The following is a 19,817-nucleotide window of genomic DNA, read 5'->3' as shown; positions in this document are numbered from 1 at the left end:
ACGCGAAGCGTACCTTGGTCACGCGAAGCGTACCTTGGTCACGCGAAGCGTACCTTGGTCACGCGAAGCGTACCTTGAGGAGGACCCGGTGCACCCCCCTGGCGATCAGGTCTTGCAGGACCTGGACCCAGGAGGCCTTGTTCTCCCGCCCTTCCAGGGTCCAGAATCCCAGGACCTCCTTATGCCCTTCCAGATCAATCCCCACGGCCACGAACAGGGAAAGGTCCACGAGCTTGCCCTTTTCGGTCCCGAGCTTGGCCCAGTAGGCATCCACAAAGATGGCGAACCAGTCGGACCTGAGGGGCTGGGACTTGTAGAAGTCCAGCTGGTCTTGGATGAGGGCCTTGGCCGCCCGGTGTTTCGCTTCGCGAAAGCAACTCGGTGTTTCGCTTCGCGAAAGCAGCCTGCAGGGCCTGCTCTGAGAAGGGGAGGCCCAGGGACGCCGGAGCCCTTTGCATCTGGGCCTGGAGGTGTCCCTGACGGGAGCACAGGAGGTGTCCCTGACGGGAGCACGGGAGGTGTCTGAGGGGAGCACAGGGAGTAGCCGTCCGTTTCCACCTGGGTGGGAGGGGGGCGGGACGGAAGGACTTGGCGTGGCGGACCCTGGGGACCTTGAGGTTGAGCTTCCGGGGGTAGAAGCCGCCCGCCTGCTCCCCCTGGCCGTCCAGGGAGGCCAGGAAGCGGGCCCGTTCCCGTTCCATGGGTGCTCCCCTTTGGCCATGCGGCTGTAGAGTTCGTCCACCAGGCCGTCCAGCCGGTCGGTGGCCCGGGTCTAGCAAGGCTTGCCCTCTCCGCTTTCCCTTGCCCTTGGCATCTTCCTCACCCCCTATCCAATTCCAGAGCGCTTTACACAATTTTCCCCTTTACTCCCGGCACTCGCGTTCTGACCGTACCTATAAGGGTTTGAAACTTCTCCCGAAATCTCCGCTAAGTGGGATTGTGGGGGGTGCGAGGTGTTCGAATCCGGACACGTCATCGTTGACCGTGGAATCGACCCGGCGCCGGTGGTGTGTGGGAGGTGGGGAATTCCCCACTTGATGTGGCAGGTGTTGGAAATCCGACGCCAGCGCCGACAGCTATATTTGCGAACTACTTTCGCAAATATTTCCCCGACCGAATCCTGAAGAATCTCAGCACCAGGGCCTGCCCACACGAAGCTGAGGTACCCAGGACCTCCTGGTAGACCTTGGTCACTCGCCTGTGTCCTTCTCGGTCGGGTCAAGATAGCGGCTCAGTGTCTGTCGTGGTCTATCGTGTAGAGCACAACACCTTTTCCGCTCCCGTTCCCAGAACGGAGGACAAACTGCTTCCCCATACACCTGCTAGAGGGCCTCGGAGGTAGGGATTTCCCCTGGAAAGGTGAAGATCAGGAACAAACGCACCCGCAAGACCCGATCGCGGCTCCACGCAAGCTTGCATCCCGAAAGGCAGAGAAGTGGGACACCCGAAGCGTCCGCAGACTTCTCAAACGGCTTGGACGCAAGCAGCGCAACCGGACGAGAACGTTCGCGACAGACCGCCAAACGACTCGTTCAGTGGGCCCCGCCGGGAGCCGTACTGGTCTTCGAAGACCTGCACGTAGGCCAGCCCAGGAAGGGCAGGATCAAGCGGACGTCAACGCTGTGCGGAACATCCGCAACCGCTATGCCGTCCTTCGGGACGGTAGGGTGTATGCCATGGAAGGGCTCCAGCCGCGCTGGGGGCGTAGACCAGGCCCTCTGAAGCTGCGCGGCCCCTGGTTTAGGGAGGCCGGGGCCCCCGTTCCCGGCGGCAGAGGAATTTCATCTTGGGTTCAGCCGGCCCGGTATATTCCCGGTATATTCGAGGAAGGAGGAGGTGGTGCTATGTTGAGACGTGCGCTAGCCCTGTTCGCAACCCTTACGGCCCTGGCCCTGGCGGGTGGCTCCTTTCCCCAGGGCACCCGGTTTGCCCTGCTTGACCCTTCGGGAAAGGTCCTCTGGACCTACACGGAAGGACAGACGCCTTCCCAGACCGCCCCCGGCCCCCTGGCCCAGGCGGCCATCCTGCGCATCGTTCTTCCGGACGGAAAGGCGGTGAACCTGCCGGTCACGGTCAAAGGGGAAGGACGGGGCCTGGGCGAGGTCAAGCTCCTGGTGGACGGAAGGCTCGTCCCCCTTCCTGAGCTTCTCCACGCCCCGGGGTTTGCCCTGAAGGACGGCCAGCTGGTGCTCAGCCGGGGCAAAAGCGAGCAGGAGGAGCAGAAGGGCAAGCCGGAGGAGGCGGTTGCTTCCCGAAGGGAACACCTCGAGGACAGGACCCCATCCGCCAAGCACCAGGGGGCGCGCAAGGAGCGCTGAGACCGGTCCCCCGTGGCCCAATCGCAATGCCCTGGATCCTTCTTGTTTCCCTTCTGAGCCTGGCCTTGGGTCAAACCCCCACCCCGCCCCTTGGGCGGGGGTTGGTCATCGCGGACGCGGGAAACCACAGGCTGGTGGAGCTTGACGGCTGGGGCCGGTTCGTGCGGGCCCTTGTCCTGCCCCCGCCTTTCCGGTACACGGACGATGTCTTCTTCGCCCCCGGGGAAGCCGCGGTCTACGTCACCGACCCGGAGGCCGACCTCGTGGGCAAGGTCACCTATCCGGAAGGCCGTCCGCTTTGGACCTACGGCCGGCCCTTCAAACCGGGGCCTGAGGCCTTGGACAACCCGGACGATCTGGTTCCCCTCCCCTCCGGCCTTCTGGCCTTGGCCGATATCCGAAACTGCCGGGTCCTCCTCTTCTCTCCCCAAGGGCGGCTGGTCCGCACGCTGGGCAAGACCCGGGTCTGCCGGAATCGGGACGGCTTCTTCAACAAACCCAATGGGGCCTTCCCCCTGGGGAAGGATCGGCTGATCGTTACGGAAATTCAAGGGCATGACCTGGCCATCACCGACCTTTACGGCCGCCGGCTCAAGACCCTTCCCCTTCCCCTGCACTACCCCTCGGATGCCAACCTAACCCCCTGGGGGACGATTCTCGTCGTGGACTGGTGGAGGCCTGGAGCGGTGGTGGAGCTGGACCTCCAGGGCCGCATCCTTTGGCGCTACGCCCCAAAGGACCCCGCCCACCGGCTTGACCACCCCTCGGTGGCCCTGGGGCTTCCCAACGGCCTGGTGGCCCTCACCGACGACTGGAGGCACCGGGTTCTGGTCCTGGACCGAAAAACCAACCGCGTAGTGCTCCAGTACGGCCAGACCGACCGACCGGGCAGTGGTGTGGGGCAGCTCCGCTTCCCGGATGGGATGGACCGAGTCCCTTAGAATGGGAGGCGTGCTTCCCTTTCTGCTCACCCTGGCCCTGGCGCCCCTTCCTTCCATAGAGGCGGGGCCTGTACAAAAGGTTTTTCCGGCTTACCCCCTACCTTCGCTGAACCTTCCCCTTCCGGGAGTCCGGCGGGCGGTCTACCTAAGCAACGGCCACATCACGGTGGCCCACGTGGTCATGGAGGTCGCACCCGCCCCCGCTGAGCGGCTTCTGGAGACAGCCCGGAAGGGGGTCCGCCAGGCCTTTGAAGAAAAAAGGAACCTGACCGAGGTGGACATAAGCCTCTACCCGGCCCCTTACCAAGGGCCCGAAGGTCCTCTTCCCCTGCTCACCGCAAGCGTGCCCAAAGACCGCCTCGAGGACTTCCTTAAAGAAGGCCTCAAATACGAGCGCCTCTGGCTCAACCCGAGCCCAGGCCCCCCGAATCGCGAACCGGACCTCGAGCCCGAGGCGGGATTGGTCTTCCAAGGCTCCAAACCGCTTCTGGTCCGGGAACAGGTAGAGCAGACCCGGGCCAGCCGGGCTGGTCCGAGAGGCAGGGTCATCTACCACGGGGATCCGGCGACCAACCGGGTGGCCCTCACGTTTGACGATGCCCCTCACCCCCTTTTTACCCCCCTCCTCCTAGACACCCTAGCCCGGCTCCACCTGAAGGCCACCTTCTTCGTCATCGGACGGAACGCGGTGGCCTATCCGTACTTCGTGCGGGACCTGGTGCAGGCGGGGCACGAGCTGGGCAACCACACCTTCCACCATCTCCGCCTACCCAAGCTGCCCCCGGACGAGATCCGAGAGGAGATCTCGGCCTGCTCCGAGGTCCTCTATGCCCTGACCCAGGAACGCGTCCGCTACTTCCGCCCCCCGGGAGGCCGGTACTCGCGGGAGGTCCTACGCATCGGCCGGGAACTCGGCCTGACCACGGTGTTCTGGACGGACGACCCCGGCGACTACCAGAACCTCCCCGAGGATACGCTGAAAAAGCGCCTCTTCAGCCGCCTGCGGCCCGGGGGGATCGTCCTCCTACACGACAACGTAGTGGGGAGCCTCCACCTCCTTCCCAGCCTGGCCCACCTCGCCCAGGAGAAGGGGCTGGCCCTGGGCACGGTCACCCACCTGGTCAGCCTCCAGGCCCAACGATGAGCGCCCGCCTTCTCGCCTTGGATGTCTTCCGAGGGCTGACCGTCCTCCTCATGCTCTTTGTGAACAACCAAACCCTTTACAACCCCCCTTCCTGGCTTGGCCACGCCCCCTTCGCCAGCGGGGTCTACCTGGCGGACTGGGTCTTTCCCTGGTTCCTTTTGGCCATGGGGGTGGCGATCCCCTTCTCCCGAAGACGCTTCCTCGCCTCGGGGAGGCCGGAATGGCTCTATGAGGTGCGGATCCTCCGCCGGGTGGCCCTCCTCTTCCTTTTGGGCCTCGGCCTCAGCAGCCTTTCCGCAGGGCATCTCGTCTTTACCCTGGATGTTTTACAGCTCATCGCCCTCGCCTACTGGCTTGGGGCCTGGTTGTACGACCTTCCCCCCCTCAGGCGGGGGGTTCTGGCCCTCCTCCTCCTCCTTGTCTACGAGGCCGCCCTCCTCCTCGTGCCCGTCCCCGGGGTGGGCCAGGGGGTCTACAGGGAAGAGGCCAACCTGATGCGCCACCTGAACGCCACCTACCTCGCCCCCTTGGGCCTCAGGGGGGTTTTCTCCGCCATCCCCACGGGGGCTTTGGTCCTTTTTGGCACCCTGGTGGGGGAGGCCCTGGGGCGCGGGGGCCGGGGCGTCTACCCCTTGGCCTGGGCCGCCTTGGTCCTGGGGCTCGCCCTCCGCCTCGGCCTTCCCTACGACAAGACCTACTGGACCCCCCCGTACATCCTGGTCACCGCTGGGGTGGGGGCTTTGCTCCTAGGCCTTTTGCAGTTTTTAGACGCCAAGCCCCCGCGTGGCCTCGAGGCGGTCCGGGCCCTGGGGGCCAACCCCCTTCTGGCCTACGTCCTCCCGGTGGCCTTCAAGCTCGGGATCCTCATGCGCTTGAGGCTCGGAGAGGAGTCCCTCCAGGACAGGCTCCTCTCCCTCCTGGCCCAGACCATGGGGCCCCTTTGGGCGGGCTGGGCTTTCACTCTGGGGTATATTGGCCTCTGGTGGGGGGTGATGTACCTCTTTTACCGGAGGGGGATCTTCCTCAAGGTCTGAGGGGGGATCTGGGTGTAGGCTGACCTTCATGAAACGCGCCCTTTGGATTTTGGCCTTCCTCGGGAGCATAGAGGGTCTAGGGCAGAGCCTCGTCTGGGACGGGGAAGGCCTTAAGACGCTGATTAGGGACTCTTACCGGGAGGTCGCTGGTGCCCCGCCCTTCATCCCCTGGTTCCGGAGCGCCTTTCTCCGCGAGTCCCGCCTTGCCTTAGAGGCAGCCCTCCTCCGCTGGCAGAAGGAGGGGCCGGTCAAAGCGGCTTTGGAGGTCCACCGGATGGTCAAGCGCCTCCTGCCCCACTTCAGCCTGGAACGGGGGTACGAGTTCGCCTATGCCGCCTCCCGTGGGGAGAGGCAGTGCCTCCTCCAGTCCGTGCTTATCGCCGCCCTCCTGGAAAAGATGGGGTTTTCCACCGGGGTCTACATGGTCTACCAGAACCCTGAGGGGAAGGAAAGCAACCTGGGGCATGCGGTAGCGGTCTTAAAGCTGGGCAAGGAGGACCTTTTGGTGGACGCCTCCGATCCCACCCCGTTTGTAGAGCACCGGGGGGTTTTCGCCCAAGCGGGTGGGGTTTACCGTTTTCTGAAGCCAGTTTATAGCGAGGACCATGCCATCCTCCGCTACGTGGACGTGGGCAGGGGCCAGACCCTGAAGCCCGAGGAGGTCACACCCCTTCCCTTTTCCTTCGTGCGGAGCCAGTTCTACTACTACCGGGGCGAACAAACCCCCGGGGGCTTCCTCGGCCCGGCCACCCCCCAAGGCCTCGCCCGGTCCGAGGCTTTCCTACGGCGGGCTGTGGCCCTCGAGCCGAAAAACCCTCTGGCCACCTACCTCCTGGGTCTAGTGCTCAAAAAGGAGGGGCGGGAGGAGGAGGCCAAAGCGCTTCTGAGAAAAGCCCTGGACCTCTACGGGCAGGCGGGCTATATCCCTCCCGGGCCCCGGAACGCTTCAGCCTCGCTTCAGCTAGCCCCTCTACCCTTTTCTTGGAGGTGAAGGATGCGGATGAACAGGTTCCTCCTCGCGGCGCTTCTGGCTGGCAGTCTGGCCCTGGCCCATGGGCACGCCCAGGCCCCCGCCCCCGCCAAGCCCAAGGCCCAGGTGCACGCCACCGCCAAGTCCAAAGTGCATAAGTGGCACAAGAAGGCGCACAAAAAGGCGCACAAGGGGGTCCGGAACACCAAGGGGATGAGGAAGTCTAAGCCCTAACGCCCGGACCCCGCTTCAGGAGGGCACCCGGGGGCCACACCTTGGCCCCCGGGTGCCCTTTGGGTCCTACCCCTTCAAGCTGAAAAGCAGCCACAGGTTAAGCCCCACGAGGAGAAGGGCCACCCCCCAGGCGATGACCCTGAGCCAGGGGGGGTTGGCCATCTCCCCCATCACCCGCGGGTCGGAGGTGAGGCCCACCAGGGGCAAGACCGCAAAGGGGAGGGCTAGGGAGAGAAAGACCTGGCTGAAGACCAAAAGGTCCATGGGCTTGGCGGAAAGGGCGATGGCCACCACGGCTGGCAGCATGGTCAAAAGCCGGAGGCCAAGCCGGCCAAGAAACGGGTTCCACCGTCCCAGGAAGCCTTCGAAGACCACCTGGCCCGCGAGGGTGGCCGTGGTGGAGCTGGAAAGGCCGGAGGCCAGAAGGGCCAAGGCGAAGACCGTTCCCGCCAGGGGGCCGAGGAGGGGCGAAAGCGTCCGATAGGCCTCATTCAGGTCCTGGATGACCAGGCCCCGGTCGTGAAACAAGGTGCCGGCCACCACCAGGATGGCCGCGTTCACCATCCAGGCCGCCCCCAGGGCGATGAGGGTGTCCCAAAGGGCATACCGGTAAATCGCAGACGCGGCCTGACGGGGTCTCCCGCTTGGCGGCAAAGCCCCTTGATCCGGGAGCCGGGTCTTCACCTGGGCGGAGTGCAAAAAGAGGTTGTGGGGCATGACCGTGGCTCCGAGGATGCCTAGAGCCACGTAGAGGGCATGCCCGGAAAACGGCCCCGGCTCCGGAACGAACAGGCGGAGGGCCACCTCCGAAAGCCTAGGGTGGACCAGAAGGACCTCGTACGCGTAGGAAAGGCCCACCGCGGCCACGAAGAGGGTGATGATCCCCTCGATGGCGCGGTGGCCGAAGCGCTCAAGCCAGAGGATGAAAAGGACGTCCAAAACGGTTAGGAATGCGCTTAGAAGCAGGGGTATACCGAAAAGGAGGTTGAGCGCCACCGCCACCCCCATGAACTCCGCCAGATCGGTGGCGGCCATGGCCAAGGCGGCCACCAGGAAGAAGAGGGGCCAGGCGCGAAAGCCCCTGAGGTGTTGGGCCAGGTCCTTCCCCGTAACCACCCCAAGCTTGGCGGAAAGGGCCTGCATCAGGATGGCCACCCCGCTGGAAAAGGTGACCACAAAAAGCAAGGCGAGGCCGTACCGGCTACCCGCCTCGAGGTCCGTGGCCCAGTTGCCCGGGTCCATGTACCCCACACCGCCACAAGGAACGCGGGCCCGAGGTAGTACCAAAGGGGCTTGGGGTGGGGAAGGGCGGAATCGGGCATGGCGAGCCCTCCTCTCGCCTGGATTTTAGGATAGCCTAAATTCCTTGTCAAGGCCGGTAGAGCACCCCCGCCTGGTCATCGTAGGCGAAAAGCTCCGCGTACCGTCCCCACTCGATAAGGGTGTCCAGGACCTGACGGGCCTCCTCAGGGGTGAGGTGAAGGGTCAGGGCCTCTAAGAACCGTTCCTCGCCCAGCCGGTGGCCAGGGGCTAGGTCCAGGCTCCGGCGGATATGCTCGGCCAAAGGGATGTGCCTTAGCAGGTGTTCGGCGAAGATCTCCCTTTTGCGCCCAGCCTCCGCCCGGGCCAGGGCCCGGCCGTGCTCGGTCAGCTCGACGTCTCCCGCGGCGAGCCGCACGAAGTCCAAAAGCTCGAGGGCGTCCAGAAGGGGGAAAAGATCGTCCACCTCGAGGGCCAGCTCCTCGGCCAGCTCCGGCAGGTCCGCCCGGCCCCCCATCCGGTCCAAGGTCTCCAAAAGCCCCAGCATGGCGCTCACCGAGGCGGAGGGGAGCTTTTGGGCCAGGGTCCTTTCCGCCTTCGCCTCCTCCTCGGGGCGCTGGGTGAGGACCTCGTACACCGCCTCCACCAGGCTCCGGAAGCCCTCGCTCTCCGGGTCCCGGGGATGGGGAAGGGCCACCGGGTGCTCCGTCAGGATACGCCCCGGGCTGCCCAGGACCAGAAGCCGGTCCGCCAGGTAGACCGCCTCCTCGATGTTGTGGGTCACCAGCAAGATGGCCTTGGTGGGCATCGCCCCTTCCAGCCAGAGGTCCAGTAGGTCGTTCCGAAGGGTCTCCGCGGTGAGCACATCCAAAGCGGAGAAGGCTTCGTCCAAAAAAAGCGCATCCGGCTGGGTCACCAAGGCCCGGGCAAACCCCACCCGCTGCCGCATCCCTCCCGAAAGCTCCTTGGGATAGGCGGTCTCAAACCCCTCGAGGCCGATGAGGGCAATGGCCTCCTGAACGCGCCTTCTGCGTTCCGCCTTGGGAACGCCCCTGGCCTCGAGGCCGAGCTCCACGTTCTCAAACACCGTAAGCCAGGGAAAGAGGGCAAAGCTTTGGAAGACCATCCCCACCCCGGGGACCGGCCCCCTGACGGGATGCCCCCGGTAGCGGACCTCCCCCTCGTCAGGGGGGATGAGGCCGGCCAGGATGCGCAAAAGCGTGCTCTTCCCGCTTCCCGACCGGCCCAAAAGGGCCACGATCTCCCCTTCCCTCAAAACCAGGCTCACCCCGTTTAAAACGGGGTGAGCCTGGCCCTTGGGGCCTTTGAAGGCCTTCTTGAGGTTGGCCGCCTCCAGGATCCTCATCCTTCCCACCTTACCCAAGGCGGAACCGCTCCGCGGCCCAAAAGTAGAGGGGGCGCCAGACAAGCCGGTTCAACGCCACCACGTAAAGGCTCATCACCAGGATGCCCAAAAGCACATGCGAGGGACTTCCTTGGCCTGTCCACTCCGCGATGTAGGCCCCCAGGCCCGTGGCCTTGAAGGTGAGGCCGCCCCAGCTCACCATCTCGGCCACGATAGAGGCATTCCATGTTCCTCCGCTCGCGGTGATGAAGCCCGTGACCAGGTAGGGAAAAGCTCCGGGGATGAGAACCTTGCGCCAGAGGAGGGGTCCCTTGAGGCCCAAATTGGCCGCCGCTTCCCGAAGGTCCCCCGGGAGGGCCATGCCACCGGCCAGGGCGTTGAAAAGGATGTACCACTGGGTGCCCAAAACCATGAGGGGTGCGGTGAAGACCTCAGGGGAAAGGGTGTAGCGGGCCATAAGGTAAGCGAAAATGGGGTAGAGGAGGTTGGCGGGAAACGCGGCCAGGAACTGGGCCAGAGCCTGGAGGCGGCCTGCCAGGTCCGGCCTTAGGCCCAAGGCGATCCCCACGGGCACCCAGACCAGCCCCGCCAGGACGAGGAGGACGAGGACGCGCGCCAAGGTGATCAGGCCCAGGAGGAGGACCCGCCCCACTTCGAAAAACCCCAGCGGCCTCAAGAAGAGGTAAAAGGCGTGGGCACCGGCCAAGAAAACCAGGGCCAAGGTCCCGTAAAAGGCGTACGTCCAGGCGCGTCCAATCCGTATAGACCGGGCGTGAAACAGGGGCTCCAGGCGGGTCGCGGCCTCCCAGAGGGCCTCGGCCAGCCAGGCGGAAACCCTGCGCAAAAACCGGGTCCTCCGGAAGAGGTCCAAGACCCAGCTTTCCGCCTCCTCGGAGGGCCTATCCTCGTACTTGAACTTCTCGCTCCAGGCCACCAAAGGCCGGAAGACCAGCTGATCGTAAAGGAAGATGACCAGGAGCATGGTCAAAAGAGCGTACAAAACGGCTGGAAGATCGGCCTCCTGGATGGCCTTGGCCACGTATGAACCCAGGCCCGGCAGGGCCACCTCGGTCCGGCCCACGCTGATGGCCTCCGAAGCCACCACAAAGAACCACCCCCCAGAGACGGACATCATGGTGTTCCAGACCAGGCCGGGGATGGCGAAGGGAACCTCGAGGCGCCAGAACCTCCGCCAAGGGGAAAGGCCGAAGAGCCGGGCCGCCTCGTCCAGATCCCGGGGCACGGTTTTAAGGGACTGGTAGAAGCTGAAGGCCATGTTCCAGGCCTGGGAGGTAAAGACGGCAAAGATGCTGGCCAGCTCAAACCCCAGCACCCGGCCTGGGAAAAGCCCCACGAAAAAGGTTACCGTGAAGGACAAAAACCCCAAGATGGGCACGGACTGGAGGATGTCCAAGAGGGCAACCAGGAGGGGCTCCAGACGGGACTTGGCCGCCAGGGTTGCGTACGTGAGGGTGAAAAGAAGCGAAAGCCCCAAGGCGGCGAACATTCGGAAGGTGCTCCGCAGCGCATACTCCGGAAGGTGACGGGGGTCCAGCGAAATGGGGATCTTCCCGGCAGGGGGAAGGGGGGCGGAAAGCTCGTGCCCGATCCGGGCCAGGAGGGCGAGAAGGGCAAAAAAAGAGAGAAGGACCAGAAAATCAAACCGGTTGGGACGGTAGACCACGGGCGGCCTCCTTTCCCCGGGGCCGCCCGAGGGCGGCCCTCAGGTCCTATGACTCGAGGGCAGACCCTCCATAACCTTCTCCAGAATAGCCCTTCCCCAGCGAAAAGCAAGGGGTTCACGCTTCAGCTCCCGTTCAGGGTTTAGAATATCCTAGGCCTAGGAGGTGCAGGATGAAGCAAGCGCTCGGAGCGGTTTTGGCCCTTTCCCTGGCCTTGGCTCAGTCCGGTTCAGGCCTCTTTTCCCAGTACTGCCAGGTCTGCCACCAAGCGGGCGGCCAGGGCCTGGCCGGGTCCTTCCCGCCCCTGGCGGGGCATGTTCAGGAGATCCTGGCCAAAAAGGATGGACGAACCTACCTGGTGAACGTCCTCCTCTACGGGCTCCAGGGCGAGATCGTGGTCAAGGGAAAGAAGTACAACGGGGCGATGCCGGCCTGGGGTTCCCAGTTAAAGGACGCGGAGATCGCGGCCATCTTGAACTACATCTCCACCAGTTTTGGGAACAAACTCCCACCCGGGCAGAAGCCCTTCACCGACCAGGAGGTCAAGGCCCAGCGGTCCAAACCCCTTACCCCCCAGCAGGTCTATGCGTGGCGCAAAAAGCTAGGGCTTTGAAGGGGGCGGATGAAAACCCCCCTGCTCCTCCTCGAGGATGATGAGGCGTTGGGGCTTGCCCTGGAGGAGGCCCTTTTGGCCTTTGGGTTTGAGGTGTTTTGGGCTAAAAGCACGGAACAGGCCTGGGAGCTTCTTTTTTCCTCGAACCCCCGCCTCCTCATCCTGGATGTCCGGCTCCCCGAGGGGGAGGAGGCGGGGTTTGAACTGGCCCAGGGCATCCGCGAGGCGGGGTTCCTCCAGCCCATTCTCTTCCTTACCGCTAAAGACCAGCTGCCAGACCGTCTGAGAGGCCTGGAATGGGGTGAGGACTACCTGACCAAACCGTTTGCCCTCCCGGAACTGGTGGCCCGGCTCAGAGCCCTTTTGCGCCGGGGGGAGGTGCGGCCGAAGCGGGTAGAGCACCAGGACCTGGTCTTGGAGGTGGAAGGCCGCCGTGTCCTTAAGTCGGGGCGGCCCGTCCCCCTTACGGCCAAGGAGTTCCAGGTGCTGGAGCTTCTTCTTTTAAACAAGGGACGCCTCTTCAGCAAGGAGGAGATCCTGGAGCGCATCTGGGGCCCCGGGTACGAGAGCGAGACCAACCTGGTGGAGGTATACGTCAAAAATCTGCGCAAAAAGCTGGGGGATGGGGTGATCGAAACCGTAAGGGGTCTTGGCTACCGGGTCCCCGAACCCACGATCACAGGCTGAGGCCATCCCCTATGAGCTTGCGGCTTCGCCTCGCCCTCCTTTCTGGGGCCATTGCCCTTTCAGGCCTTGTCCTGGGGGTCGGGATCTCCTACCTCCTCCTGGTCCGGGTGGTCCTGAGGGAGGTGGACCAAGACCTCCGGCTCCAGGCTACGGCGCTCCTGGAAGCAGCCCGCACCCAGGGGGAGATCCCCCCGGAGGTTGCGGAGGAGATCCTGGGGGGGGATACCCCCTCGGCGGCCCGGGTGTACCGGGGGGGGCATTTGGTCTTCGAGGGGGGGGCCCCCGGGGCGCCCTGGAGGCTTTTGTCGACGGTCAAGGGGTTTGCCAGCCTGGAAGGCTGGAGGGTCTACCGCGGGGGAGGAGGGGGATGGGAGGTGCTGGTGGCCCAGTCCCTTACAGCCTACCAGAGCCTTCTCTCCTGGTATCTGAAGCTCTCCCTGCCTGTGGTGCTCGCCCTTGGGGGGCTTGCCTTCCTGGGGGCTTACCTCCTCATGGGCCGCGCTCTCCTCCCCCTGGTCACCTTAGCCCAGGCTGCGGAACGCTTTGAGGAGGCCCCCCTTTCTCCCCGTCCGGACGAAGTGGGCGCGCTCGCCCAGGCCTTTGGCAGCCTCCTCCAGCGGCTAAAGGCGGAACGGAAGCGGGAGCAGGTCTTCTTGGCCTTGGCCAGCCACGAGCTCAAAACCCCCATCGCCGCCTTAAGGGCAGCCCTGGAGGGGCTTCTTCAAAGGGGGCAGGCGGACCGCGAGGCCTTATTCCGCCTTAGGAACCAGGCCCTTCGGATGGAGGTTCTGGCGGAAAACCTCCTCACCCTTTCCCGAGCCCAAGCCGGGGAGGCCCGCTGGGAGGCAGTGGACCTGGGGGAGGCGGCGGGAGCGGCCTTTGACCGCTTCCAACCCCTGGCCCTCAGGATGGGCCGGGAGCTCGCCCTCGAGGCCCAACCCATCCGGGTTCAGGCCGATCCCCGCCTCTTGGAGCAGGCTTTGAACAACCTGGTCTACAACGCTCTTCTCCATGGTAAAGGGACTGTATGGATCCGGGCTTTCCATCAGGGTTCTTCCGCGGTCTTGGAGGTGGAGGACGAGGGGCCGGGCCTGCTCGAACCCAGGCGGGAAGGCCTCGGGCTTAGGGTGGTCCGGGCGGTGGCCAAGGCCTTGGGGGCCGAGCTCCACTTGGAAAACCTAAAGGGGCTTAGGGCGCGTCTGGTCTTCGGCCAGGGGAAACCGCCGCGCGAAGGCTTTTTAGAGGCGGGGGATGCCTAGCCCCAAGGGCCGATGGGCCTTCAGATCGGGTTCAGGAATAGGGGGTGTACTGGGTCTGGAGCCGAAGGCTCCAGGAGGTGAAGGATGAGGAAAGCTCTGGCGGTTTTGGCTTTGGTCTCTTTGGCGTTGGCGGCAGGCCTTCGGTTTACAGCGGTCTTCCCCCCCAGCAAGCTGCCCAAGGGAACGGTTCTGGTCCTTTTGGACGAGACCGGGAAGGCCCTGTGGAAAAGCGGGGAGGTGGTTTCCCAGGAGGCTTTAAGCAAGGCGGCGGCCCTGGCGTTTGAACTCCCCAAGGGCAGCGCGAGGATCACCACCTATACCTACAAGATCGTCAAAAAGGGCAAGGGGCTCGCGGACCTCGAGGTGCGGATAGGGAAGAAGACCTACCTCCTCTCCACCCTGCTTAAGAACCGGCACGTGAGCCTGGACGAGAAGGGCAACCTAGTGGAGGGCATGAAGTGACCCAAAGCCCCCGGGGTCCATTTCCCAAGCCCCGGGGGCTTTTTCCCCCAGGCCGAACCTCCAGGCCCCCTAACGCCGGTGCTCAGAGGTTTTCTGCCCCTCCCCTTGCGAGGGCTGAGCGGCCTCCTCCTTTTTTACCGCCTTTTCCTCCGAGGCGGCCTCCTTGAAGCTCTCCCCCACCCCTTCTACGCTTCTTTTAAACTCCCGCACCGACTGACCGAGCCCCCGGGCCAACTCGGGCAGCTTCCTAGGGCCAAAGAGGAGAAGGGCGACCACCAAAATGGCGATGATCTGAGCCGGGCTATCGATCATACTAAACCATCCTCCCCCTCTAAGCTGAATGGAGACTGAAACCGCGTCTTCCGGGGCTTCCCGCTTATCCTAAGGCCATGCAGCACCTTCTTCCTCACCTTCAGGCCCTCTTAGGAGACCCCCTCACCGTTCTTTTCACAGGGGTTAGGGTGGTTCTGGTCTACGGGACCCTTCTCTTCTTCCTAAAGGCCTCGGGCAAGCGGGTTCTGGGCCAGATGACCCCTTTGGACCTCCTCACCCTCCTCCTCCTCTCCAACGCGGTCCAGAACGCCATGATCGGCCCGGACACCAGCCTCTTGGGAGGCCTGCTGGGGGCTGGCCTCCTCCTCGGCCTGGACCGAGCCCTTGCGGGAAGCCTCTTAAGGCGCTACCTCGAGGGCGAGCCCACCCTTCTGATCCACGAAGGGCGGATCCTCGAAGAACACCTTCACAAAGAAGGCGTAGACAAGGGGGAGCTGATGGCAGCCCTTCGAGAGCACGGCGTAGCCCGGGTGGAGGATGTCCTTATGGCGGTTTTGGAGGTGGACGGCACCATTTCCGTTGTCGCCAAAGACCACCTCACCCCGAAGCGCATTCGAAAAGTTCGGTCCAGCCGAAACCGCTAGTGGGCCTTCGGCAAGGCCTCGGGTGAGAACAGCTCGTTCTTGCGCACGAAGGCGAGGAGAAACCGGCCCAGGATCTGCATCTGGCTCCTATGGGCCAGGAGGGCCTGACGCTTGGCCTCCTCCTCCTTCGGGGTCAGGTCCAGCCGAAGCCAAGGGAGCCCCCGGCCCCGGGGCGGGGGCTCCAGGGCGAGGGCCGGATGATACCCCTTGGGCAAGGGCCACTCCAACCCCCCGTGGACGATGTAAAAAGCCCCTTTCAACCCCGAGTGGGTCCCTAAAAGCCGCAGGGCCAGATACCCCGTGGCCCGGTGGTCCACATGGGCGTCCAGGGGGGAGGGGGCCAGAAGAAGAGTGGGGCGTACGTTTTCCACCACCCTCCCAAGGTCGGCCTCCAGCGCCTGGCCTGTGTAAGGGGCACCGGGGTGGAAACTGCCTGGGTAGGAGACGGCCTCGAGGCCGGTATAAGGGGAGCGGTAAGGCTGGGTGTAATGCTCCAGGAAAAGGTGGAGAAGCCCACGGTCCGGATACCCCAGAAAGAAGAGATGGGTTTCCGGTAAGCCCAGCCTCTCGGCCGCAGCCCGGGCCTCCCCCATCCGCCTTAGGGCCAGGTCCCGGTGGTCCTTGGGGCTGGGCCGGAGGGTCCGGCCCAAAAGGGCGGCGTCCCACTCAAATCCGTCCCCGCTGGTCAGCCAGACCACGTAGACCTCCGCCCCCTGGGAGAGGGCTCTCCGCACCAACCCGCCGCAACAGGCGCTCTCGTCGTCCGGATGGGGGGAGAGAAGAAGAACCCTCTCCCCTGCCCCGGGCCCAGGCCAGGGGGGAATCTGCCCGGTCAAACGCCGAAAATAAGCGGCATAGGCGTGCTGGAAAACCCACGGGGCGTTGATGATAAGCCCAAAGACAAGAAGAAAAAGAAGGACAACCCGGAGCCATCTCATCCTTGTTCTGCTCCCCCAGGCATTTCCACAACGAACCGGGCCCCCGTCCGGCCCCTTTCCACTCTAATCCTTCCCCCGTGCGCCTCGGCCACCGCCTTGACCAAAGCCAGGCCCAGCCCGGTTCCCCTCGAAGCCCTCCCCCGGTAAAAGGGCTCAAAAATTCGTTCCTGGGGTTCTTCAAGCCCGGGGCCGTCGTCCTCCACCTCGAGGCGAAGGCGCGGTCCGCAGAGCAAAGACACCCGGACACGGGTTCTGGCAAAACGGAGGGCGTTGTCCAAAAGATTGCGGACCATGGCGCGGAAAAGGGTAGGGTCTATGAGGGCCTCGCAAGGGGCCTCCGGAACCTGGAGGTCTAGGTCCACCCCCGGCCTTCGAAGACCCTCCACCGCCTCTAAAACCAAAGCTCCCGGATCCACCCGCTCCTTTTCCAAAAACCCCCGCTCCGCCCGGGTGAACTGAAGGAGGCGTTCCACCAGGGCCCAAAGGTCCATCGCCGCTTGATAGGCCTTTTCCATCGCCCCTCTTTCACTTCCTTCCATGGCCTGCTCCAGCCTGCCAATCAAGGCGCTCAGTGGGGTCCTAAGCTCGTGAGCCGCTGCCTTCGCGAAGCGCCGCTCTCGTTCCACCGTCCCTGAAAGCCGGGCTAGAAGGAGGTTTTGCGCCCGGGCCAGACGCCAAAGCTCGTCTTTGATCCTGGGTTCGGGAAGCTGGACCGCGTAGGCCTCGGACTCCGCTTGCTCGAGGGCCGCCTCCGTCATGCGCCCGATAGGGGCCAGGGCCTTCTGGGCGAGCAGGAATCCGAGGCCAAGCCCCAGGAGAAGGGCCAGGGGGTAAAGGATGGCAAAGGCGAGGTCAAACCGGTGGAGGCCGTCCTCGAGGGGTTCCTGGGAGCGCCCGGCCAAGAGAAACCCCTCCCCTAGGCGCACGCCGCAGAAGCGCCACTCCTTAGCGCTAAAGCACCCCTCCTTGGGGGTAACCTGCGCCTCAGGAGTGTAGCCAAGCCGCTCCACCCCTTGCGGCCTAAACAGGTAAAGCCCCGTGTCCCTGGGCAGGCCCGGGGGGAGCTCACCCTTTTGGAGCAGGGTTGGTTGGCCATCCTCTTCCTGCAAAAGGGGGCGGGCCAGGGCCAGGGTGGCCTGTAAAGTGGCGTCCAGGCCGGAGTACAGGCTCCACTTCAGGAGAAAGTGAAGGGCAAGGCCGGAAAACCCTAGCACCAGGGCCGTCAAAAGGGTGTAAAAGAGGGTTAACCTCAGGCGGAGGCTCATCCTACAAAACGGTACCCTAGGCCTCGCTCCGTCTCGATGACCCTTTCATCCAGTTTTACCCTAAGCCGTCGGATGTACACATCCACCACCTTGGGATCCACCTCCCCACCCCAGATTTTTTCTAGAAGGACTTCCCTGGGGTAGTACCCGCCGGCATTAAGAGCGAGAAACTCCAGAAGGGCGTATTCCCGGCCAGAAAGCCGGACTTCCCGCCCCTCAAACCACGCCCGTCTAGTCTCGAGATCCAGGCTTAACCGTCCTCGCCGGACGAGGTTTTTCGCCTCCCCCGAGGCGCGCCGCACAAGGGCCCGCAGGCGGGCCCGAAGCTCCCTCAGGTGAAAGGGCTTGACCAGGTAGTCGTCTGCCCCCCCTTCCAACCCCTGGACGCGGTCCTCCAGGGCATCCCGGGCGGTCAAGACCAAGACGGGCGTTCTGGCCTGTTCCCTTAAGGAGGCCAGGAAGGAAAACCCATCCAGACCGGGCAGCATCAGGTCCAAAACCACTAAGTCGTACGGGAAGAGTTCAAAAAGGCTTAGCCCTTCTTCTCCACTCCTTGCCCAATCCACCACATATCCGTCTGCTTCCAGGGCCTCTTTAATCATGGAACCCACCCGAGGGTCATCTTCCACCAGCAAAAGCCTCATTCCTTCACCCTTCTTAACCCGACCCAGCCGGGAAGGAGGGAGAGCAAAACCACTCCGGCCACAACCAGAAGAATGGACCGCTCGAGGCCCGGCACCGCGTGGCCCAAGGCATAGCCCAGGAGCGTAACCCCCTGGGTCCAGACCAGGGTGCCGAGGAGGGAAAGGACCACAAACCGCGGATAGGGAAAGCCCAAAGCCCCCAGAAGGAAAGGCATGGCAGTGCGGACCACGGGGACCAAAGGGGCCAGGACGACGGCAAGCTGGCCCCTTCGGAAAAGGAAAAGCCGGGTCTTCTCAAGGCGTTCCTTGGGGACGCGCTGGGCCAGTCCTGGCCCCAGGCGCCGACCCCAGAAGTAGCCCATCTGGTGGCCCAGGAAAGATCCGAAGAAAAGGGCCAGAAGGGCATAGGGAAGCGTGAGCCGGTCCGCCGCAGCCAGGAGACCTACTGTCACCAAAAGGCTATCCCCCGGCAAGGCAAAGCCCACCAGGAGTCCGGTCTCAGCCAAAACGAGGAGGAAAAGCCCCGGATAAGAAAGAAGAAGGACTAGTTTTTGCGCATCCATAGGTAGAGTCCAAAGACCCACCCCATCGCAACCAGGAAGCCGGCAAGGACATCCGACGGGTAGTGGACCTGGAGGTAAAGCCGGGAAAGGCCCACCATCAGACTCCAGAAGGCGCCTAACGCCAGGACAAGGCGCCCTACGCTGGGGTGGGTATCCAAAACCGCGAACCCCAGGGCCAAGGCAAGGGCCATACTCCCCAGGGCGTGGCCGCTGGGAAAGCTATAGTCTTTTTCCGGCATCAAAGCAGGGAAAAGGTGGGGGCGGCCTCGAGCGAAGACCTCCTTCATCAACAGACTGAGGACAGAGGCACCCCCTACCCCGAGGAGGAAAAAGGTCCACCGTCCCTTCCGGTACCAAAGCCAGAGCAAAAGGGCAAGGCTAAGGGGGGCGAGGACCTTGGCCGAGGCGGAAAGGGTAAGAAGGCGCGCCGTCTGGTCTAGGGCCGAGGACCGATGAGCGTAAAGCCAGGCCAGAATAGGGGCATCAAAGGCAAACCCCTCATGCCGAAAGACCCCTGTGGCGAGCACAATAAACCCCGCCAAAGCCCCACCCAAAAGCGCCCGCATGAGGAAGAGGGTCCGCGAGGAAAGACGCACAGCGATATCTTGACACACCTAGCCCCCAGGCAGGGCCCGGGGGCTAGGGCTAAGGTTCACTCTCCCGCCTCATCCTCCGCGTTTTTGCCGTCCTCCTCGTTCTGCGCCTCCTGGCCTAGGGGTTCTCGGTGCAAAACCTGGCCCGTGCCCGCGTCCACCTTAACCTCCTCGTTCCCGATCACCACTTCCCAGACCGGGTGGCCGTTCTCGTTCCCCAGGGTTACCGTTTTGGGGGTCGCCTGGGTTTGGAGGAGCTGCTGCGCGGCCTGAACCGCCTGGTCAGGGGTGATCCTGGCCAGGTTCCTATCAGCCTGGGCCTCGGCGGCCTCGTCCATCTCCTCATCCGAGACCGCCGTTGTGCCCGGGTAAGAAGGGTTCTGGGGACCGGCCTGACCCAGGCTACCCCTTTGGGCCAAAGCCAGGTAGCCTACAGCCGATAGAGCCGCCAAAAGCCCAAGCCAAAGCCATTTCCTCATCTTGGCCTCCTTTGGACCCCGGTCATCCCCAGGGTCCACCCCTAGACTCCAGCCCCTGGGTTACACCTGGGTAACGAGCTTGCTCCTTTGGTGCCCAGGGTACTAAAGTGGCCTCGGCATTGGGAGGCCTATGAAAGCTGCTACCCACCCCTCGAGCCCTAGGGAGTCCCAGCACCCCTGGTGGCAGGTGATGTGCCTCACCGGTCTGGATTACTTTTCCACCCTGGGTTACCAGCCAAGCATTGCCTTCGTGGCCGCCGGCTTGCTTTCCCCCCTCGCCACCCTCCTGCTCGTGGCTTTCACTTTTTTCGGTGCCATCCCGGTGTATTGGCGCGTGGCGGAGGAGAGCCCTCATGGGGAGGGTTCGCTGTCCCTCCTGACGCACCTTTACAGAGGCTGGAAGGGAAAGCTGATCACCTTGGTGGTTCTGGGGTTTATGGCCACCGAT

At 63.9% G+C, this 19,817-nt stretch carries 21 protein-coding genes and 1 pseudogene; 11 read left to right on the top strand and 11 right to left on the bottom strand.

The features are described from left to right. Positions 1 to 70 precede the first annotated feature (70 nt). Positions 71 to 754, bottom strand: a pseudogene (locus C4301_RS02075) (transposase); the annotation flags it as partial. A gap of 1,090 nt (positions 755 to 1,844) precedes the next feature. Here C4301_RS02075 and C4301_RS02070 point away from each other — a divergent pair. The 6 genes from C4301_RS02070 to C4301_RS02045 are packed head-to-tail and all read left to right on the top strand — an operon-like array spanning position 1,845 to position 6,641. Next, entirely contained in the window at positions 1,845 to 2,318 is a 474-nt protein-coding gene (locus C4301_RS02070) for a hypothetical protein (protein ID WP_352413459.1), read from the top strand. A gap of 26 nt (positions 2,319 to 2,344) precedes the next feature. Then, positions 2,345 to 3,259 carry an NHL repeat-containing protein gene (locus C4301_RS02065; RefSeq protein ID WP_352413458.1) on the top strand — a complete coding sequence of 305 codons (915 nt, stop codon included), beginning with the start codon at positions 2,345 to 2,347 and terminating at the stop codon, positions 3,257 to 3,259. Between the two features lie 10 nt (positions 3,260 to 3,269). Next, complete coding sequence (locus tag C4301_RS02060; RefSeq protein ID WP_352413457.1) at positions 3,270 to 4,403, top strand: polysaccharide deacetylase family protein; 1,134 nt, start codon at positions 3,270 to 3,272, stop codon at positions 4,401 to 4,403. Further along, positions 4,400 to 5,437: a heparan-alpha-glucosaminide N-acetyltransferase domain-containing protein gene (locus C4301_RS02055; RefSeq protein ID WP_352413456.1), complete on the top strand. Its 1,038-nt coding sequence runs from the start codon at positions 4,400 to 4,402 to the stop codon at positions 5,435 to 5,437. Before C4301_RS02060 ends, C4301_RS02055 begins: the two co-directional genes overlap by 4 nt. 28 nt (positions 5,438 to 5,465) lie before the next feature. Next, on the top strand, positions 5,466 to 6,428 hold the full coding sequence (locus tag C4301_RS02050; RefSeq protein WP_352413455.1) for a hypothetical protein: 963 nt from the start codon (positions 5,466 to 5,468) through the stop codon (positions 6,426 to 6,428). Positions 6,429 to 6,437: 9 nt separating this feature from the next. Further along, on the top strand, positions 6,438 to 6,641 hold the full coding sequence (locus C4301_RS02045) for a hypothetical protein (RefSeq protein ID WP_352413454.1): 204 nt from the start codon (positions 6,438 to 6,440) through the stop codon (positions 6,639 to 6,641). A gap of 66 nt (positions 6,642 to 6,707) precedes the next feature. Here the strand turns inward: C4301_RS02045 and C4301_RS02040 are convergent, their stop codons facing one another. From C4301_RS02040 to C4301_RS02030, 3 genes are all read right to left on the bottom strand, one after another. Next, positions 6,708 to 7,883, bottom strand: a complete 1,176-nt coding sequence (locus C4301_RS02040; RefSeq protein WP_352413462.1) for an Nramp family divalent metal transporter — start codon at positions 7,881 to 7,883, stop codon at positions 6,708 to 6,710. Positions 7,884 to 8,010: 127 nt separating this feature from the next. Further along, the gene (locus C4301_RS02035; protein WP_352413453.1) at positions 8,011 to 9,267 is read right to left on the bottom strand and encodes an ABC transporter ATP-binding protein; all 1,257 of its coding nucleotides are present in this window, start codon (positions 9,265 to 9,267) and stop codon (positions 8,011 to 8,013) included. Positions 9,268 to 9,277: 10 nt separating this feature from the next. Continuing rightward, positions 9,278 to 10,951 (bottom strand): ABC transporter permease, encoded by a 1,674-nt coding sequence (locus C4301_RS02030; RefSeq protein ID WP_352413452.1) that lies wholly within the window; start codon positions 10,949 to 10,951, stop codon positions 9,278 to 9,280. Between the two features lie 170 nt (positions 10,952 to 11,121). Here C4301_RS02030 and C4301_RS02025 point away from each other — a divergent pair, with 170 nt between their 5' ends. From C4301_RS02025 to C4301_RS02010, 4 genes are all read left to right on the top strand, one after another. Then, on the top strand, positions 11,122 to 11,562 hold the full coding sequence (locus C4301_RS02025; RefSeq protein WP_352413451.1) for a c-type cytochrome: 441 nt from the start codon (positions 11,122 to 11,124) through the stop codon (positions 11,560 to 11,562). Between the two features lie 9 nt (positions 11,563 to 11,571). Then, positions 11,572 to 12,249: a response regulator transcription factor gene (locus C4301_RS02020; RefSeq protein ID WP_352413450.1), complete on the top strand. Its 678-nt coding sequence runs from the start codon at positions 11,572 to 11,574 to the stop codon at positions 12,247 to 12,249. Between the two features lie 11 nt (positions 12,250 to 12,260). After that, positions 12,261 to 13,508, top strand: coding sequence for a histidine kinase dimerization/phospho-acceptor domain-containing protein (locus C4301_RS02015; protein ID WP_352413449.1), 1,248 nt, complete (start codon positions 12,261 to 12,263; stop codon positions 13,506 to 13,508). A gap of 84 nt (positions 13,509 to 13,592) precedes the next feature. Beyond that, on the top strand, positions 13,593 to 13,970 hold the full coding sequence (locus tag C4301_RS02010; RefSeq protein WP_352413448.1) for a hypothetical protein: 378 nt from the start codon (positions 13,593 to 13,595) through the stop codon (positions 13,968 to 13,970). 69 nt (positions 13,971 to 14,039) lie between these two features. On the opposite strand, the gene C4301_RS02005 is transcribed toward C4301_RS02010, so the two are convergent. Next, positions 14,040 to 14,282: a Sec-independent protein translocase subunit TatA/TatB gene (locus C4301_RS02005; protein WP_352413447.1), complete on the bottom strand. Its 243-nt coding sequence runs from the start codon at positions 14,280 to 14,282 to the stop codon at positions 14,040 to 14,042. Between the two features lie 77 nt (positions 14,283 to 14,359). Here C4301_RS02005 and C4301_RS02000 point away from each other — a divergent pair, with 77 nt between their 5' ends. Next, the gene (locus C4301_RS02000; protein WP_352413446.1) at positions 14,360 to 14,887 is read left to right on the top strand and encodes a DUF421 domain-containing protein; all 528 of its coding nucleotides are present in this window, start codon (positions 14,360 to 14,362) and stop codon (positions 14,885 to 14,887) included. Here the strand turns inward: C4301_RS02000 and C4301_RS01995 are convergent. The 6 genes from C4301_RS01995 to C4301_RS01970 are packed head-to-tail and all read right to left on the bottom strand — an operon-like array spanning position 14,884 to position 19,369. Next, complete coding sequence (locus C4301_RS01995) at positions 14,884 to 15,825, bottom strand: PIG-L deacetylase family protein (protein WP_352413445.1); 942 nt, start codon at positions 15,823 to 15,825, stop codon at positions 14,884 to 14,886. The genes C4301_RS02000 and C4301_RS01995 overlap by 4 nt on opposite strands. Further along, positions 15,822 to 17,090: a sensor histidine kinase gene (locus C4301_RS01990; protein WP_352413444.1), complete on the bottom strand. Its 1,269-nt coding sequence runs from the start codon at positions 17,088 to 17,090 to the stop codon at positions 15,822 to 15,824. The genes C4301_RS01995 and C4301_RS01990 overlap by 4 nt, the downstream gene beginning before the upstream one ends. Further along, entirely contained in the window at positions 17,087 to 17,734 is a 648-nt protein-coding gene (locus C4301_RS01985; RefSeq protein ID WP_352413443.1) for a response regulator transcription factor, read from the bottom strand. Before C4301_RS01985 ends, C4301_RS01990 begins: the two co-directional genes overlap by 4 nt. Beyond that, positions 17,731 to 18,297: a DedA family protein gene (locus C4301_RS01980; protein ID WP_352413442.1), complete on the bottom strand. Its 567-nt coding sequence runs from the start codon at positions 18,295 to 18,297 to the stop codon at positions 17,731 to 17,733. The genes C4301_RS01985 and C4301_RS01980 overlap by 4 nt, the downstream gene beginning before the upstream one ends. Then, positions 18,279 to 18,893 (bottom strand): phosphatase PAP2 family protein, encoded by a 615-nt coding sequence (locus C4301_RS01975; RefSeq protein WP_352413441.1) that lies wholly within the window; start codon positions 18,891 to 18,893, stop codon positions 18,279 to 18,281. The genes C4301_RS01980 and C4301_RS01975 overlap by 19 nt, the downstream gene beginning before the upstream one ends. A 56-nt stretch (positions 18,894 to 18,949) precedes the next feature. Continuing rightward, positions 18,950 to 19,369: a PepSY domain-containing protein gene (locus C4301_RS01970; RefSeq protein ID WP_352413440.1), complete on the bottom strand. Its 420-nt coding sequence runs from the start codon at positions 19,367 to 19,369 to the stop codon at positions 18,950 to 18,952. Positions 19,370 to 19,817: the final 448 nt, after the last annotated feature.

Origin of the sequence: Thermus sp., from assembly GCF_040290245.1 — a bacterium.
GTDB lineage: Bacteria > Deinococcota > Deinococci > Deinococcales > Thermaceae > Thermus_A.
This window is presented reverse-complemented; position numbering and strand designations above follow the sequence as displayed.

Bases quoted from the DNA above. Each gene is read 5' to 3' on its own strand.
- C4301_RS02050 (WP_352413455.1), top strand. From the start codon at position 5,466: ATGAAACGCGCCCTTTGGATTTTGGCCTTCCTCGGGAGCATAGAGGGT.
- C4301_RS02020 (WP_352413450.1), top strand. From the start codon at position 11,572: ATGAAAACCCCCCTGCTCCTCCTCGAGGATGATGAGGCGTTGGGGCTT.
- C4301_RS02000 (WP_352413446.1), top strand. From the start codon at position 14,360: ATGCAGCACCTTCTTCCTCACCTTCAGGCCCTCTTAGGAGACCCCCTC.
- C4301_RS02070 (WP_352413459.1), top strand. From the start codon at position 1,845: ATGTTGAGACGTGCGCTAGCCCTGTTCGCAACCCTTACGGCCCTGGCC.
- C4301_RS02005 (WP_352413447.1), bottom strand. From the start codon at position 14,282: ATGATCGATAGCCCGGCTCAGATCATCGCCATTTTGGTGGTCGCCCTT.
- C4301_RS02040 (WP_352413462.1), bottom strand. From the start codon at position 7,883: ATGGACCCGGGCAACTGGGCCACGGACCTCGAGGCGGGTAGCCGGTAC.
- C4301_RS02055 (WP_352413456.1), top strand. From the start codon at position 4,400: ATGAGCGCCCGCCTTCTCGCCTTGGATGTCTTCCGAGGGCTGACCGTC.
- C4301_RS02065 (WP_352413458.1), top strand. From the start codon at position 2,345: ATGCCCTGGATCCTTCTTGTTTCCCTTCTGAGCCTGGCCTTGGGTCAA.
- C4301_RS01980 (WP_352413442.1), bottom strand. From the start codon at position 18,297: ATGGATGCGCAAAAACTAGTCCTTCTTCTTTCTTATCCGGGGCTTTTC.
- C4301_RS02015 (WP_352413449.1), top strand. From the start codon at position 12,261: ATGAGCTTGCGGCTTCGCCTCGCCCTCCTTTCTGGGGCCATTGCCCTT.
- C4301_RS01970 (WP_352413440.1), bottom strand. From the start codon at position 19,369: ATGAGGAAATGGCTTTGGCTTGGGCTTTTGGCGGCTCTATCGGCTGTA.
- C4301_RS02025 (WP_352413451.1), top strand. From the start codon at position 11,122: ATGAAGCAAGCGCTCGGAGCGGTTTTGGCCCTTTCCCTGGCCTTGGCT.
- C4301_RS01995 (WP_352413445.1), bottom strand. From the start codon at position 15,825: ATGAGATGGCTCCGGGTTGTCCTTCTTTTTCTTCTTGTCTTTGGGCTT.
- C4301_RS01990 (WP_352413444.1), bottom strand. From the start codon at position 17,090: ATGAGCCTCCGCCTGAGGTTAACCCTCTTTTACACCCTTTTGACGGCC.
- C4301_RS02010 (WP_352413448.1), top strand. From the start codon at position 13,593: ATGAGGAAAGCTCTGGCGGTTTTGGCTTTGGTCTCTTTGGCGTTGGCG.
- C4301_RS02035 (WP_352413453.1), bottom strand. From the start codon at position 9,267: ATGAGGATCCTGGAGGCGGCCAACCTCAAGAAGGCCTTCAAAGGCCCC.
- C4301_RS02045 (WP_352413454.1), top strand. From the start codon at position 6,438: ATGAACAGGTTCCTCCTCGCGGCGCTTCTGGCTGGCAGTCTGGCCCTG.
- C4301_RS01985 (WP_352413443.1), bottom strand. From the start codon at position 17,734: ATGAGGCTTTTGCTGGTGGAAGATGACCCTCGGGTGGGTTCCATGATT.